The organism is Brucella sp. IR068, assembly GCF_049065885.1.
GTDB classification, from domain to species: Bacteria; Pseudomonadota; Alphaproteobacteria; order Rhizobiales; family Rhizobiaceae; genus Brucella; species Brucella intermedia.
Genome location: NZ_JBAKHE010000007.1, coordinates 148,237 through 161,542, shown reverse-complemented (window position 1 = coordinate 161,542; position 13,306 = coordinate 148,237). Strand labels below are relative to the sequence as shown.

Sequence of the window (13,306 nt, the reverse complement as noted above, 5' to 3'; positions counted from 1 at the left end):
GCCATGCCCTGCTGCAAATAGCGGCTTTCTGCGCTGCCGAGGCGCATATACTTCAAGTATTGCTCAAGCTGAGCTTGTCGAAACCCGTCATTTTCGCGACGGCCTGACGCTTCTTATTCAGACACTTTCTGCAACGATGCGTAACACTTCGCCTCAGACCTGCCGGGACGACGGATCATCGGCAGAAAACTCGTCGATCTGCGCACGCCGTTCGGGATTGACCATATTATAGAGAAAGCGTTCGATCACCGCGCGGTCCTGCGGGGCGCAATCCTCCAGCGCGCGCGCAATGCGCCGCGACTGCGGAAGGGCCAGCGCCAGCGTCAGCTCGCGGCCGCTCCTTGTCGGATAGAGCTTGCGGTGGCGGCGGTCATGCAGGCCGGTGGCCTGAACGACATGGCCGGTATCGATGAGCTGCTTGAGCACCCGCGACAGGCTTTGCTTCGTTATGCGCAAAACCTCCAGCAGTTCCGCAACCGTCATGCCGGGCTTGCGGTTGATGAAATAGAGGACGCGGTGATGCGCCCGTCCGAATCCGATCTTTTCCAGAATGAGATCAGGGTCGGCGGTGAAATCGCGATAGGAAAAAAACAGAAGTTCGATCACGTTGAGATCGGCCGCCTCCTCAGCCGTCAACGGATTGCTTATATAATTCAGATCGTTCGTCGAATTCACATCTGTGCTCCGTTCTGCCGCGTTAAATATGTCAGCATTATTGACATAATTCAATCGCCCAGATAATTTTCGATAAGCGTGAGCTGGCTTTTTTGGAATAATGTTTGCGCTGACGCGTGCATGAAGGAGGAATAATTGCGCTGGCCTCTTTGCCGCCGTTCGTCTGAACGCGGACGGTGAGAAGAGTACCCGCAATATTCCATCCCGGTGGAGGATTTATTTTCTTTCCATGCATGCTCCGGCTGGATTTCGCGCAATATGTTTGCGTGACCTCAAAGCATTTTGAACAAAAAGGCCAGCAGTTACGCAGAAAAAGGTGGCCGTCTCACCATTTATATCGATTTAACTGGGGAAGACGGGTCGCGGAGAAGTTTGTCCGGTCTGAAATCGGCCTGTAACCGTGTCGAGACAGCGCCGCGAGGAAAGTCAAGGAGCAAGAAAATGGCTGCGATTCCATTCGATCAACGGGACGGATTCATCTGGCTGGACGGAAAATTCGTCGACTGGAAAGATGCGAAAGTCCATGTGCTGACCCATGGCCTGCATTATGCGAGCGCCGTGTTTGAGGGCGAGCGCGCCTATGGCGGCGAGATATTCAAGCTGAACGAGCATACCGAACGCCTGCATGAATCCGCGCGCATTCTCGGTTTCGAGATTCCTTTCAGCGTCGCGGAAATCAATGATGCCTGCCGCGAGCTTCTCGAGAAGCAGGGTTTCGAGGACGCCTATGTGCGCCCGATCGCCTGGCGCGGCTCGGATTCGCTGGGCGTGTCGGCGCAGAACAACCGCATTCATCTGGCCATCGCCATCTGGCAGTGGCCGAGCTATTTCTCGCCGGAAGAAAAGATGAAGGGCATTCGGCTCGACATCGCCGAATATTGCCGTCCGGACCCGCGCACCGCGCCGTCGCGCTCCAAGGCCGCCGGTCTTTACATGATCTGCACGATCTCCAAACATGCCGCCGAAGCCAAGGGCTATGCCGATGCCTTGATGCTCGACTGGCGCGGACAGGTCGCGGAAGCGACCGGCGCGAACGTCTTCTTCGTCAAGGACGGAGCGCTGCACACGCCGAAGCCCGACTGCTTCCTCGACGGCATCACGCGCCGCACGATCATCGATCTTGCCAAGCGTCGCGGCATCGAAGTCATCGAACGGGCAATCATGCCGGAAGAACTTGCCGGTTTCTCCGAATGCTTCCTGTGCGGAACGGCTGCGGAAGTGACGCCGGTTTCGGAAATCGGACAATACCGGTTCAAGCCTTCCGAAATTACAAATGTTCTAATGAATGACTATTCAGCGGAAGTTCAGCCGAAGCGCGCAGCGGCGGAGTAACTGGGTTTTAAACAGAAAAAGAGCGGCCTTCGGGCCGCTTTTTTGTTTTTCCGTCGGTTATTGTTTGACATTGGCAAGTTTCGGCACATGATTTTTTTGCCGGAGTCGCGCTATTCCGGTTTAAAACTCAGATGGGGTGACGATTATGGAAGCTCTACTACCTCTCATTCTTCAGCTGGTCGCTGGCGCGGTTGGCGGCAACATCGCAGGCGCAGTCAAGAATATCAGTCTGGGAACCACGGGTAACACGGTGGCGGGCGGCATCGGTGGTGTCATCCTCGGTCAGCTGCTTCCGATGCTATCCGGCGGCGGTCTCGATTCCGTTCTCAACGGCGTTGTCGGTCAGCTGGCTGGCGGCGGTGTCGGCGGTATCGTACTCACGGCCATTGTCGGCCTGATCAAGAACGCGATGGCCGCCAAGGCCTGATGCACCGCAGAACGTAAGGTTGTGGGGACAACCGGCAAGACGAACTGTCGGGGCGCGTCCCGAAAACCGTGAAGCGGCTTTCGGGGAAGCGTCCCGGTCAAATCCTGGAGAGGGAAAACGGGCGGCGACCAGCCGCCCGTATCTGTTTGGAGCGGTTCCGGTCGAGACGTTCTGTTTGAAGCACAATCTTATCGATCCCCGGGGCGAATTATGTTCTATAGCTTCACCGGACAGGCGGGGCTCTAAGTATTTGTTTTGTCGCATTATCCTACGCATCGAAGGGGGTTAAGAAATCAGTCCAGTGAACTGATTTCCCCGCGTAGACGCTTCGCACTTTTGCTGGAAATGTTCTAGTGTGGGACAGAAAGCGTTTTCCAGACCGTCATTTATGCGGGACGCGCCATAAAGTGGAGTAAGACCAATGGGGCAATTGCAGGCCATCATCGTTCCCGTCACGCCGTTCCAGCAGAACTGCACCATACTGTTCGACAGCGAGACCAAGAAGGGTGTGGTGATCGATCCGGGTGGCGACCTAGACCGCATCCTGGATGCGATTGGATCCCAGGGGGTCGAGGTCGAGGCCATCTGGATCACGCATGGCCATATCGATCACGCCGGGGCTGCGCTCGATCTCAAGGAAGCGCTGGATGTGGACATTATCGGCCCGCACAAGGATGACAAATTCCTGCTCGACAATCTGGCGACGACCGGCCTGAAATACGGCCTTACCGAAGGCGTGCGCAACGTGACGCCGGACCGCTGGCTGAACGAGGGCGACAAGGTTTCCGTTGCCGGACACGAGTTCGAGGTCTTCCACACGCCGGGCCACGCACCGGGGCATGTCGTGTTCTTCAACCCGGAGGCGCGATTCGCCATTGTGGGCGACGTGCTTTTCAACGGCTCGGTCGGGCGCACCGATTTGCCGGGCGGCGATCATGGGGCGCTGATTCGCTCCATCAAGGAAAAGCTGCTGCCGCTTGGCGACGATATCGGCTTCATCTGCGGGCATGGTCCGGGCGGGCGGTTCGGCGAGGAGCGGCGCTCCAATCCGTTCCTGAACGACATCGGCTACGCATAACAGAAAAACCGCAAACAAGAACGGCTACCCTGAGATCAGGGTAGCCGTTCTTCTTATTTTTAGTGGCATTATCTGCGCATCGAAGCGGGACAGGAGACCAGTCCGGTGGACTGGCCAGCTTCAATTCGCGGAGCAGAAGTGATCGCGCCCGTCGTAACCGCGATAGGTGCCGGTGTTCGGATTGAACGACCGGTAACGGTCGGAGCAATACTGATACCAGCCGCGGCTCCATGGCTCATAGCCCGCGCGGTAATAGGTTACCTGGCGCGCCGGGGCTGCCGGATAATAGGCAGGCGGCGGCGGAGGCGGCGCATAGACCGGGGCCGGCTGCACATAGGTCGGCTGCGGCTGGCTCAGCGCGCTGCCGATGAGGGCGCCGGCTGCAAGGCCGATCACGCCTGCGGCAACCGCGTCGCCATGGCCGCGATGCCGGTCGCGGTAGTAGGGACGATCCCAGCCACCACGATTCCAACCATGGCGACCCCAGGAATCTGCCGATGCCGTTGCAAGCGGCGCGGCAACTGCCGCGAGGGATGCCGCTGCCAGAATGGCTGTTTTCGCAAATCGGTTCATTGTTCGCTCCTTCAGAAGCTCGACTGCAATGTCTGCGATACGTTGGCCGAAGGGGCACGTATCGTTTGTGAATAAGTGATTAACTCTTTCGACATGAATGGAGGCTGAACAATGGTGAAGGGCTGCGGAAAACGCCCGTTTTCCGGTAAATTACGCGCAGTATCTGTAATATTTCGCGCTTGAACGAATACCTCTAAGAAACCAGACGGGGCGCCGCGCAGGCAATAAAAAACCCCGGCAGAAGCCGGGGCAAGTGGTAGGTTCTTTAATGAACGATCAACCGGTAACGGTGATGTTCACGGCCTTCGGGCCCTTGCCGCGACGATCCGGTTCCGTCTCGTAGGAAACCTTCTGATTGTCTGCGAGGCCTGTGAGGCCAGAAGCCTGTACCGCGGAGATGTGTACGAAGATATCTGCGCCACCGTCGTCCGGCTTGATGAAACCGAAACCTTTTTCGGTATTGAAGAATTTGACCTGTCCGGTCTGTGCCATGGGATCCGTTCCTTTTCCTTGGCGCCACCGCTCCTGTGGAGACGGTGGTATTACTATTTCTGCCAAGCGCACCACACACCCGGCAGAGGGTTATGCAGGCAGTTCTCGACATTGGGAAGGAACCGATCATTGCCGAAGGGGAGCCTTCGACCCGGAACTTATAGCGGCCCCGGCACGCCGTTCTTCCAGTCTTCCATTTGTTCGCTAAATGCCCGAACAGATGGAGACTGATCTATGAAGCGGTATTTGGCAAGCAAATTCTTTGGGGTCGACATGATTGGTTATCTTCGAACCGGTATCGTTTGATTTTTTTACGATTGTTTCAAGAAAATCCTCGGTTGAATCCCAAAACAGAACAGGGTTTCCCTAATATATCGCTGATTTAGCAGGTACTGACCGTGTTTTTCTCATCGGTTGCGTAAAACTATGCATGCGCCGCCGGCGGCGCGAAGTTTTGTGCAAATGCCATCGGCTTCCCCGCGGCTGTCGGCGCCGATGCGCACTGCATAGATGCCGCGACGTCCCATTGGCGTGCGTATGCGGCTGACGACCGGCTCGTGGCCTGAAAGCACGGCGCTGAACTGCCTGCGCAGGCGGGTCCATTGATTGACGGCGGCGCTGCGGCGGAAATTGCCCGCAACCTGTATGCCCCAGGGTTTTGGCTTGACGCGCGACATCGGAATGGTGGCGCTGCGGACGATCGGCAGGCGCTTGCAGGCGTCGTGAAAGGCGAGCTTGGGATCGAGCGGCCGGTTCATGATCTCCTTGCCGGCGGCGAAGTCGTCGGCAGGGGCGCCGGTAATGTCCAGCACGTAATTTTCGGTCTCGAGCGGCAGAAAGCCGCCGGACCGCATCCAGCTGGAAACGCGCCCCGCGCCTGCATTATAGGCGGCGGCTGCAAGGCCCCAATTGCCGAACGCGCCTTTCAGGTCGCGCAGGAAGCTCGCCGAGGCGGGAATGGCCTGCTCGATATCGAATGGATCGGCGAGCCCCCGCTCCCTGGCGGTATAGGGCATGAATTGCGCAATGCCTTCGGCGCCGACCGGGCTCACCGCTTTGTGGTCGAACCGGCTTTCCTTCCAGATCAGCCGCGCGAAGAAGTCACGCGGGATTCCGTGGGCGTCTGCATTGGCGCCGATGAGCTGGCAGATGCGGCCCACGGTCGGCGTCTTCTTCTCCGGGGGCAGGGGCGGCGCATAGACCGGCGGGGTCGGCTCACTGGCTGCATGGGAGGAAATGACGCCGAGAGGCAGGCTGAAAAGCTGCGAAACGAGGATAACCGCTATGCTGTGCCTGTAACGATTCATGCTGCCTGTTCCGCCCCTCAACTTCGGCCAAGGTAACCTATATGGGCGGGTTGTCGATATGGTCCGCAAGGTTTTGCACTTTCGCGAAAGGACTTGCCCTTATTGAAGGCTGCGCCATCTTAGGGGGCGGGACAAAGGGAGAGGAAAATGCAATTTCATCGTTTCAGAAAACTGTCCGTGCTCGCGGGCCTGCTGCTTCTTGCCGGTTGCGTTGCGGAAGGCGGGGTGGATCATCGTCCGCCGCTGCGCCCCGGACCGTCACAGCCGCCGCGAATCTGCCCGATGAACTATGCGCCGGTCTGCGCGCAGCGCGGATCGTCGCGTCAAACCTTCAGCAATTCGTGCCAGGCGCGTGCAGAGGGCTATCGCGTCATTTCGAACGGTCGCTGCTCATCGAGGCCGGGGCCGGGCTGGGGCGGCGCAGGCGGAATGCATCCGCCGCACCAGGGCAACAGGCCGGGCAGGCCGGGAGCAGGCGCATGCACGCGGGAGTTCATGCCGGTTTGCGCGCAACGCGGCAATGACAGGCGAACCTTCCCGAACCGTTGCGAAGCCGACCGCGCAGGCTATCGCATCATGAGCAGCGGGCAGTGTAGGTAACGACTGGCTCAATGGAAGGGGCGGCAGGTGCCGCCCTTTTTAGGCCGCTTCCTGAACAGAGGACGCTGATTCCTTCACCGGCTTGCCAAACCGGTCGATATTGGCGTCGCCCCATTTCTTCAATGCGAGCAGGATCGGCTCGATGCTGCGGCCGAGCGGAGAAAGGCTGTATTCCACCTTCGGCGGCACCTGCGCATAGACCTTGCGCTCGATAAGCCCGTCTTCTTCCAGTTCGCGCAGCTGGTTGGTCAACATGCGCTGGGTGACGCTCGGTATCTGTCGCCTCAACTCGTTGAACCGAAGCGTGCCGCCCATGAGATGAAAGAGCACGACGCTCTTCCATTTTCCGTCGATCAGGCTGATGGCGGCTTCCACCGCACAGCCGGGACTGCAGTCGAAGCGGGAATGCCGGGCTTTGGCCATTCCGGTATCCTTTTTATACCAAGTGTAAATATCGACACTATAGGCGATATTTGTGCGTATTTCTAAATTGGGAACGTAGTCTAATATTTGGTCCATAGCAAATGGAGCAAAGACGATGAAAGCTGTTGCCTATCAGAACGCCGGTGAACTGGATCGCACCGATTCGCTTGTCGACGTGACATTGGACAAGCCGGTTGCCGCCGGGCGCGATCTGCTGGTTCAGGTGGAGGCGATTTCCGTGAACCCGGTCGATTACAAGATCCGTAGCGGCGTTTCACCGGACGCCGGCCAATGGAAGGTGCTTGGCTGGGATGCTGTCGGCACCGTCGTCGAAACCGGCGATCAGGTTCGGGATTTCAAGCCCGGCGACAGGGTATGGTATGCAGGCTCCCTGACCCGTCCGGGGGCCAATAGCGAATTCCATCTGGTCGATGAACGCATCGCCGGGCGCAAACCGGCATCGCTGTCCAACGGCGAAGCCGCCGCCCTGCCGCTGACCTCCATTACCGCATGGGAAATGCTGTTCGACAGGCTGGACGTGCGCAGGCCGGTCGCCGGTGCGGCGAATGCAATCCTCATCATCGGCGGCGCGGGCGGCGTGGGCTCGATCGCGATCCAGCTGGCGCGCGCACTGACTGACCTGACGGTGATAGCGACCGCATCGCGGCCCGAAACGCAAGACTGGGTCAGGCAGCTTGGCGCGCATCACGTCATCGACCACCGCAAGCCGCTGGCCGAACAGGTTGAAGCTCTGGGGATTGGCGCACCGGCCTTCGTCTTTTCGACGACGCAGACGCTGGATCATCTTTCCGAAATCGTCAGGCTCATAGCTCCGCAGGGCCGTTTCGGGCTGATCGACGATCCGGACAAGCTCGACATCATGCCCTTCAAGCGCAAGTCCGTGTCGGTGCACTGGGAACTGATGTTCACGCGCCCGATCTATCAGACCGCAGATATGGCGGAGCAGGGCAGACTGCTGAACGAAGTCGCGAAACTGGTCGATGAAGGCAAGATCAGGACAACGCTGACGGAAGTCCTTTCCCCGATCAGTGCCGCCAATCTCAAGGCGGCGCATGGGGTGCTGGAAAGCGGCAAGGCAAAGGGCAAGGTCGTGCTGGAAGGCTGGTGAGCCTTCCGGCACATTATCGATCCTCGTTCACTCGGGTCGGATTATGCTCTAACGCCCCGGTCGGCCTGTCTTGCCGGGGCGGCGCTTCTTGCGCGCTGTTTCTGCCGGGTCTTCGTAAGACCCGATGCCCGCGCGCTCACGGCGGATCGCCGCATCGTTGCCGCCAGATGGCACTTCCGTCCGCTTCACGGTCATCTCGTCGAGCGTGTTCTTGCGGAATAGCGGTTTTGCCATGTCCGTGCCCGGTCCCATATCGTCAAGCGACGGCTTCTGGAACAGGGACGGCTTGCCAAGCGGGCGCGTCGTATCGGCGCCCATTTCATCGAGCGTCGGCTTGCGGAAGCGCGAATTGCCGGTGGGCTTGCCCTTGTTGCGGCTCGCCCCCGCGTCGCCCGCCTCGAACTCGCGTGCCAGCGGATCGTCGGCGATGGCCAGTTCCGTCTCGCGCAGGCGCTTGATCTCGTCGCGCAGGCGCGCGGCCTTTTCGAAGTCGAGATCGGCGGCGGCGTCGCGCATCTGCTTTTCCAGATGCTCCAGATGGGCGGCAAGGTTGTTGCCCATCATCGCGCCTTCTTCCGCAAAGCCCGAAATATCCGCGCGGACATGATCGCGCTCGTAAACCGAGCCGAGGATATCCGAGATATTCTTCTTCACCGAAGCAGGCGTGATGCCGTGCTCTTCATTATAGGCGACCTGCTTTTCGCGGCGGCGGCTGGTTTCATCCATCGCGCGCTGCATGGAGCCGGTAATATTGTCGGCATAGAGAATGACCTTGCCGTCAACGTTACGCGCCGCACGGCCGATGGTCTGGATGAGCGAGGTTTCCGAACGCAGGAAACCTTCCTTGTCGGCGTCGAGGATGGCGACGAAGCCGCATTCGGGAATGTCGAGACCTTCGCGCAGCAGGTTGATGCCGACCAGCACGTCGAAGGCGCCAAGCCGCAGGTCGCGGATGATCTCGATGCGCTCCAGCGTGTCGATGTCGGAGTGCATGTAGCGCACGCGCACGCCCTGTTCATGCAGATATTCGGTCAGGTCTTCCGCCATGCGCTTGGTCAGCACGGTGACCAGCGTGCGATAGCCCTTCTGCGCGGTTTCGCGGATTTCGCCCAGCACGTCGTCGACCTGCGTCTTGGCAGGACGGATTTCGACCGGCGGATCGATCAGCCCGGTCGGGCGGATGACCTGTTCTGCGAACACGCCGCCCGCTTCTTCCATTTCCCAGTTGCCCGGCGTTGCCGAAACGGCAATGGTCTGCGGGCGCATGGCGTCCCACTCCTCGAAGCGGAGCGGGCGGTTGTCCATGCAGGAGGGCAGGCGAAAGCCATATTCGGCAAGCGTCGCCTTGCGGCGGAAGTCGCCGCGATACATGCCGCCGATTTGCGGAACCGTGACGTGGCTTTCATCGATGAAAACCAGCGCATTGTCGGGAATATATTCAAACAGCGTCGGCGGCGGCTCGCCGGGATTACGGCCCGTGAGATAGCGCGAATAGTTTTCGATGCCCGCGCAGGAGCCGGTCGCTTCCAGCATTTCGAGGTCGAATGTCGTGCGCTGGTCGAGGCGCTGCGCTTCCAGCAGGCGACCGGCGCGGGTCAGTTCGTCAAGGCGGTGCTTCAGCTCCTCCTTGATCGACTTGATCGCCTGATTGAGCGTCGGGCGCGGCGTCACATAGTGCGAGTTCGCGTAGATCTTCACCGATTTCAGGTCGCCGGTCTTCTGGCCGGTCAGCGGGTCGAACTCGGTGATGGACTCGATCTCGTCGCCGAAAAGGGAAATGCGCCAGGCGCGATCTTCCAGGTGGGCCGGGAATAGTTCGATCGTGTCGCCGCGCACGCGGAACGAGCCGCGCACGAAATTGATGTCCTGCCGCTTGTATTGCTGGGCCACGAGATCGGCGAGCAGCTGGCGCTGGTCGAGCCGGTCACCGATCTTCATCTCGAAGGTCATGGCCGTATAGGTTTCGACCGAACCGATACCGTAGATGCACGACACGGAGGCGACGATGATCACGTCGTCACGCTCAAGCAGCGCACGGGTGGCCGAGTGGCGCATCCGGTCGATCTGCTCGTTGATGGAGGATTCCTTCTCGATATAGGTATCCGAGCGCGGCACATAGGCTTCCGGCTGGTAATAATCGTAGTAGGAAACGAAATATTCGACGGCGTTGTTCGGGAAGAAGCTCTTGAACTCGCCGTAAAGCTGCGCGGCCAGGGTCTTGTTGGGCGCGAGGATCAGGGCAGGGCGCTGTGTCCGCTGGATGACCTGCGCCATGGTGAAGGTCTTGCCCGAGCCGGTGACGCCGAGCAGAACCTGCGTGCGGTCGTTGTTTTCCAGCCCTTCCACCAGATCGCGGATTGCAGTCGGCTGGTCGCCGGACGGCTCGAAGCTGGTTTCCATCTCGATGGCGATGCCGCCTTCGGATTTTTCCGGGCGGGCGGGGCGGTGCGGGGTCCACAGCTCGCCATTCTTGAACAGCGGATTGCCGGAGGCGATCAGGTCCGACAGGGCCTGAACCGTGGCGGTCGCGCCGGATGGGTTCAGACCGGCTGCGTCTTCAAGGCTGATGTCGAGACCGGCAACAGGGTTGAGGCCCGCCGCCGCGCGTTCCTTCGCCGAAGCCGCGCCGCCCATCGACGTGCCGCGGCCTGTGCGCGACGCTTCCTTGCTGCGCTCGGGAATCTTCTTGGGTTGTTTTGGATTTTTTGCGCGCGGCTTGGCCGCCTCGTCGCCGATCTCCTTCGCCCAATCAGCAATTGAACCGGATAGGGGCGCGTCGGAAAACCCGGCCTGTGGCGCTTCACCGAAGCCGCCAGCCTTGTCTTGCGAATCCTGGGAATGTTTGTCTTTTGAGGAAGCCATGACCCTATATTGTTACCGCATGTCTTAAGCGGAAAACCGGTTTCCACTTTTCTGCGACATGCTTCCAATATGGAATTTCAGCGTCCAAATGAAAAGGGCGCCGAGGCGAAATCCTCGGCGCCCTCAACATATCCGGCCAAGGCTCCTGACAGAAGGCTGTCAGGAGGCGACCATTTTGCGGATGGCTTTACAGCCTGCCGCCCATGCGTATGCGCGGGCCGGGACCGAAGCCGCGACCGAAACCGGGATGATAGCCCGGACGATCCGTCCAGTGCGGACGCGGCGGACCCCAGTTCGACTGGCAATTGCGACCGATGCAGCCATTATAGATGTTGCCGCCGCCGCCCCAGCCGCGATAGGGGCCAGGACCCCAATAGCGGTCGTTGTTGGCCGACAGTGCCGACCCGATGGCGATGCCTGCGATGAGCGGTATGCCCACGGCTGCGGCGGTCGATCCGAAATTGTCGTTGGTCGTGTAGCCGTTGCCCGTCTGGATGGCGATATAGCTTGATGCCGCCCAGCCGGTCACGCCGCCGTAACTCACCTGACACCAGCCATAGCCGCTGGTGCAGCCCCCGACGGTAACTCCAACGCCGTTCGGGATCGTCCCGATGGTTCCATACTGGGTGCCGGGACCGGTGCGCAGATTAACTGTCGAGGTGACGATGGCCGATGATGCATAAGCATTTGCTGAAACAAGGAATGCTAGTGTAAATATGGAAGCTTTCACCGATAGGTTCATTTATCGTTCCTCTAATATACTTTCCATCATTACTTATAGCATGACCGATACTATTCCGGATCATCACGGATAATCAATTTCAATTCATGATTAATTATTGCCAACCTTTTAGGTTCATCCTGATTCTAACGGTTTAGAGCGTATTGCGCGGTACTTTTCTTCCGGGCGGCCTTGTCTCATATTAGCGGCCGACTCTCTCAAGCACTCAAGGAACGACATTGATGAATACTGACAATGAGCCGAACGGCACGCTGACCATCCGCGTTTCCGCCATGCCGAAGGACGCCAATTCGGCCTATGATATTTTCGGCGGCTGGGTGATGGCGCAGATGGACATGGCTGCGGGCATCCGTTCCGCCGAGCGCGCCAAGGGCCGCACGGTCACTGCGGCGGTGCGCGAAATGGCGTTCGCCCGGCCGGTAAAGATCGGCGACACGCTCTGTGTATATACGGATATAACGCGGGTAGGCCGCACGTCCATCACGCTCAGGGTCGAGGCGTGGGCGAAGCGCTATCTCAGCGACAGGCGCGATCTCGTCACCCATGCCGAGTTCGTGATGGTTTCGCTGGACGAGAACGGCAAGCCGACGCCAGTTCCGCCGGAAGAATGAACCGATGATGAAAGGAAGCCCGGCGCAGGCCATGCCTGTAAGGCCGGGCTTTTTCTATTTGCAGGCGCGATAGCCGCTGCGGCGCTGCATCAGGTCGAAATGGAAGTGATCGGCATGTTCCGGGTTGTAGCCGGGGCCGAGAACCGTCGTGAAATAGCCGCAGGCATCGGAGCGGACGCTGTTGAGCAGGCCTTTTTCGCGGAAGGCGAAGAAGCCGGGCTTGCGCACCATGATGTTCTTGCCGTTGTTCAGCACGATCTTGGTGACGTCGATAGCGTTGCCGCGTGAATGTTCCGACATTTTCGCGCCGCGACGATGGTTCATCGTGCGGCAGGAATAGCCTCCGGCATTGTAGATCGTGCTCACGCCTGACAGGTATCGCAGGCGCGAGGCGGGTTGCAGGTCGCCCTTGATCCAGCGGGCGAAGGCCTCCGTCACCTGGCAGTTCAGCGTCGCCGCCGGCTTGAACGCGATGGAGCCGCTGTTGAAACCCGATACTTCGATGGGGTTTTCGATATGGCAGGAGCTGCTGCGATAGATGGTAGGCTTTTCCCTGAAGACGACGCCCAGCCTTTTCAGGCGTGTGCGGCAGGCGGCTTCCGCATTGGACATCGTATAGATGTTTTCGGCAGCCGTGACCGGGTTTTGAACGGGGGCCGTGAAGCCGTAGTCGCCGGAATATTGCGGCCGGTTCTGCGGCGCGGATTGCGCGACGTGGTTTTCCTCCTCTTCGGCAAGCCCGACGACGCGCTCTTCCTGCGGTTGCTGCATGACAGGCGCAGCCATGACCGGGGCGGCACTCGCCACCGGGGCTTCGGGCACCATTACGTCGGAATTGCCGACGCTGGCCTGCGGACGCGGCGCGCTTTCGCCGGAGCAGCCTGCGACAAGGGCCAGCAGCATGATCGATAAAGAGGGGGCCAGACCTCGCAACCGGGAGCGCTGGCGGCTGACTGGAGGGGTGGCGGACAACGCAGAACTCATGTCCATACCTTTTCTTCAGGAGACCAGACCGATGGCGTTCCCTGAATATTAGCCTGCAAGCGTAAAGGAAG

The 13,306-nt window shown here is 59.6% G+C and carries 14 protein-coding genes; 6 read left to right on the top strand and 8 right to left on the bottom strand.

The window, feature by feature from the left end:
- Positions 1-153 precede the first annotated feature (153 nt).
- Positions 154-675 carry a MarR family winged helix-turn-helix transcriptional regulator gene (locus ACOWVS_RS13850; protein WP_006471913.1) on the bottom strand — a complete coding sequence of 174 codons (522 nt, stop codon included), beginning with the start codon at positions 673-675 and terminating at the stop codon, positions 154-156.
- 441 nt (positions 676-1,116) lie between these two features.
- Between ACOWVS_RS13850 and ACOWVS_RS13845 the strand changes: the two genes are divergently transcribed.
- The 3 genes from ACOWVS_RS13845 to ACOWVS_RS13835 all read left to right on the top strand — a co-directional run bounded on the left by ACOWVS_RS13845 (position 1,117) and on the right by ACOWVS_RS13835 (position 3,512).
- Entirely contained in the window at positions 1,117-2,007 is an 891-nt protein-coding gene (locus ACOWVS_RS13845) for a branched-chain amino acid aminotransferase (protein WP_021586952.1), read from the top strand.
- Between the two features lie 145 nt (positions 2,008-2,152).
- The gene (locus tag ACOWVS_RS13840; RefSeq protein ID WP_006471911.1) at positions 2,153-2,434 is read left to right on the top strand and encodes a hypothetical protein; all 282 of its coding nucleotides are present in this window, start codon (positions 2,153-2,155) and stop codon (positions 2,432-2,434) included.
- 421 nt (positions 2,435-2,855) lie between these two features.
- Complete coding sequence (locus tag ACOWVS_RS13835; protein ID WP_025090524.1) at positions 2,856-3,512, top strand: MBL fold metallo-hydrolase; 657 nt, start codon at positions 2,856-2,858, stop codon at positions 3,510-3,512.
- A 120-nt stretch (positions 3,513-3,632) separates the two neighbouring features.
- On the opposite strand, the gene ACOWVS_RS13830 is transcribed toward ACOWVS_RS13835, so the two are convergent.
- The 3 genes from ACOWVS_RS13830 to ACOWVS_RS13820 form a co-directional block, all read right to left on the bottom strand.
- On the bottom strand, positions 3,633-4,085 hold the full coding sequence (locus ACOWVS_RS13830) for a BA14K family protein (RefSeq protein ID WP_006467309.1): 453 nt from the start codon (positions 4,083-4,085) through the stop codon (positions 3,633-3,635).
- A 276-nt stretch (positions 4,086-4,361) separates the two neighbouring features.
- Positions 4,362-4,577, bottom strand: coding sequence for a cold-shock protein (locus tag ACOWVS_RS13825; RefSeq protein WP_006471910.1), 216 nt, complete (start codon positions 4,575-4,577; stop codon positions 4,362-4,364).
- Between the two features lie 407 nt (positions 4,578-4,984).
- A complete protein-coding gene (locus tag ACOWVS_RS13820) occupies positions 4,985-5,884 on the bottom strand; it encodes an SPOR domain-containing protein (protein WP_021586950.1) in 900 nt (299 codons plus the stop codon).
- Between the two features lie 147 nt (positions 5,885-6,031).
- Between ACOWVS_RS13820 and ACOWVS_RS13815 the strand changes: the two genes are divergently transcribed.
- Positions 6,032-6,484, top strand: a complete 453-nt coding sequence (locus ACOWVS_RS13815) for a Kazal-type serine protease inhibitor family protein (protein ID WP_006467306.1) — start codon at positions 6,032-6,034, stop codon at positions 6,482-6,484.
- Positions 6,485-6,523: 39 nt separating this feature from the next.
- Here the strand turns inward: ACOWVS_RS13815 and ACOWVS_RS13810 are convergent, their stop codons facing one another.
- Positions 6,524-6,907 (bottom strand): winged helix-turn-helix transcriptional regulator, encoded by a 384-nt coding sequence (locus tag ACOWVS_RS13810; protein WP_006471908.1) that lies wholly within the window; start codon positions 6,905-6,907, stop codon positions 6,524-6,526.
- Between the two features lie 115 nt (positions 6,908-7,022).
- Here ACOWVS_RS13810 and ACOWVS_RS13805 point away from each other — a divergent pair, with 115 nt between their 5' ends.
- Positions 7,023-8,036, top strand: coding sequence for a zinc-binding alcohol dehydrogenase family protein (locus ACOWVS_RS13805; RefSeq protein WP_021586949.1), 1,014 nt, complete (start codon positions 7,023-7,025; stop codon positions 8,034-8,036).
- A 48-nt stretch (positions 8,037-8,084) separates the two neighbouring features.
- On the opposite strand, the gene uvrB is transcribed toward ACOWVS_RS13805, so the two are convergent.
- Positions 8,085-10,898: an excinuclease ABC subunit UvrB gene (uvrB, locus tag ACOWVS_RS13800; RefSeq protein WP_025090523.1), complete on the bottom strand. Its 2,814-nt coding sequence runs from the start codon at positions 10,896-10,898 to the stop codon at positions 8,085-8,087.
- Positions 10,899-11,085: 187 nt separating this feature from the next.
- Positions 11,086-11,640, bottom strand: a complete 555-nt coding sequence (locus tag ACOWVS_RS13795; RefSeq protein WP_075042007.1) for an SH3 domain-containing protein — start codon at positions 11,638-11,640, stop codon at positions 11,086-11,088.
- Between the two features lie 221 nt (positions 11,641-11,861).
- Between ACOWVS_RS13795 and ACOWVS_RS13790 the strand changes: the two genes are divergently transcribed.
- The gene (locus ACOWVS_RS13790) at positions 11,862-12,251 is read left to right on the top strand and encodes an acyl-CoA thioesterase (RefSeq protein WP_006471907.1); all 390 of its coding nucleotides are present in this window, start codon (positions 11,862-11,864) and stop codon (positions 12,249-12,251) included.
- Between the two features lie 54 nt (positions 12,252-12,305).
- Here ACOWVS_RS13790 and ACOWVS_RS13785 read toward each other — a convergent pair whose 3' ends face one another.
- Positions 12,306-13,235 (bottom strand): extensin family protein, encoded by a 930-nt coding sequence (locus tag ACOWVS_RS13785; protein ID WP_075042015.1) that lies wholly within the window; start codon positions 13,233-13,235, stop codon positions 12,306-12,308.
- Between the last annotated feature and the right edge of the window lie 71 nt (positions 13,236-13,306).

Excerpts from the sequence above, each read along its gene's own strand:
- ACOWVS_RS13845 (WP_021586952.1), top strand. The coding sequence starts at position 1,117 with ATGGCTGCGATTCCATTCGATCAACGGGACGGATTCATCTGGCTGGAC.
- ACOWVS_RS13840 (WP_006471911.1), top strand. The coding sequence starts at position 2,153 with ATGGAAGCTCTACTACCTCTCATTCTTCAGCTGGTCGCTGGCGCGGTT.
- ACOWVS_RS13835 (WP_025090524.1), top strand. The coding sequence starts at position 2,856 with ATGGGGCAATTGCAGGCCATCATCGTTCCCGTCACGCCGTTCCAGCAG.
- ACOWVS_RS13830 (WP_006467309.1), bottom strand. The coding sequence starts at position 4,085 with ATGAACCGATTTGCGAAAACAGCCATTCTGGCAGCGGCATCCCTCGCG.
- ACOWVS_RS13825 (WP_006471910.1), bottom strand. The coding sequence starts at position 4,577 with ATGGCACAGACCGGACAGGTCAAATTCTTCAATACCGAAAAAGGTTTC.
- ACOWVS_RS13820 (WP_021586950.1), bottom strand. The coding sequence starts at position 5,884 with ATGAATCGTTACAGGCACAGCATAGCGGTTATCCTCGTTTCGCAGCTT.
- ACOWVS_RS13815 (WP_006467306.1), top strand. The coding sequence starts at position 6,032 with ATGCAATTTCATCGTTTCAGAAAACTGTCCGTGCTCGCGGGCCTGCTG.
- ACOWVS_RS13810 (WP_006471908.1), bottom strand. The coding sequence starts at position 6,907 with ATGGCCAAAGCCCGGCATTCCCGCTTCGACTGCAGTCCCGGCTGTGCG.
- ACOWVS_RS13805 (WP_021586949.1), top strand. The coding sequence starts at position 7,023 with ATGAAAGCTGTTGCCTATCAGAACGCCGGTGAACTGGATCGCACCGAT.
- uvrB (WP_025090523.1), bottom strand. The coding sequence starts at position 10,898 with ATGGCTTCCTCAAAAGACAAACATTCCCAGGATTCGCAAGACAAGGCT.
- ACOWVS_RS13795 (WP_075042007.1), bottom strand. The coding sequence starts at position 11,640 with ATGAACCTATCGGTGAAAGCTTCCATATTTACACTAGCATTCCTTGTT.
- ACOWVS_RS13790 (WP_006471907.1), top strand. The coding sequence starts at position 11,862 with ATGAATACTGACAATGAGCCGAACGGCACGCTGACCATCCGCGTTTCC.
- ACOWVS_RS13785 (WP_075042015.1), bottom strand. The coding sequence starts at position 13,235 with ATGAGTTCTGCGTTGTCCGCCACCCCTCCAGTCAGCCGCCAGCGCTCC.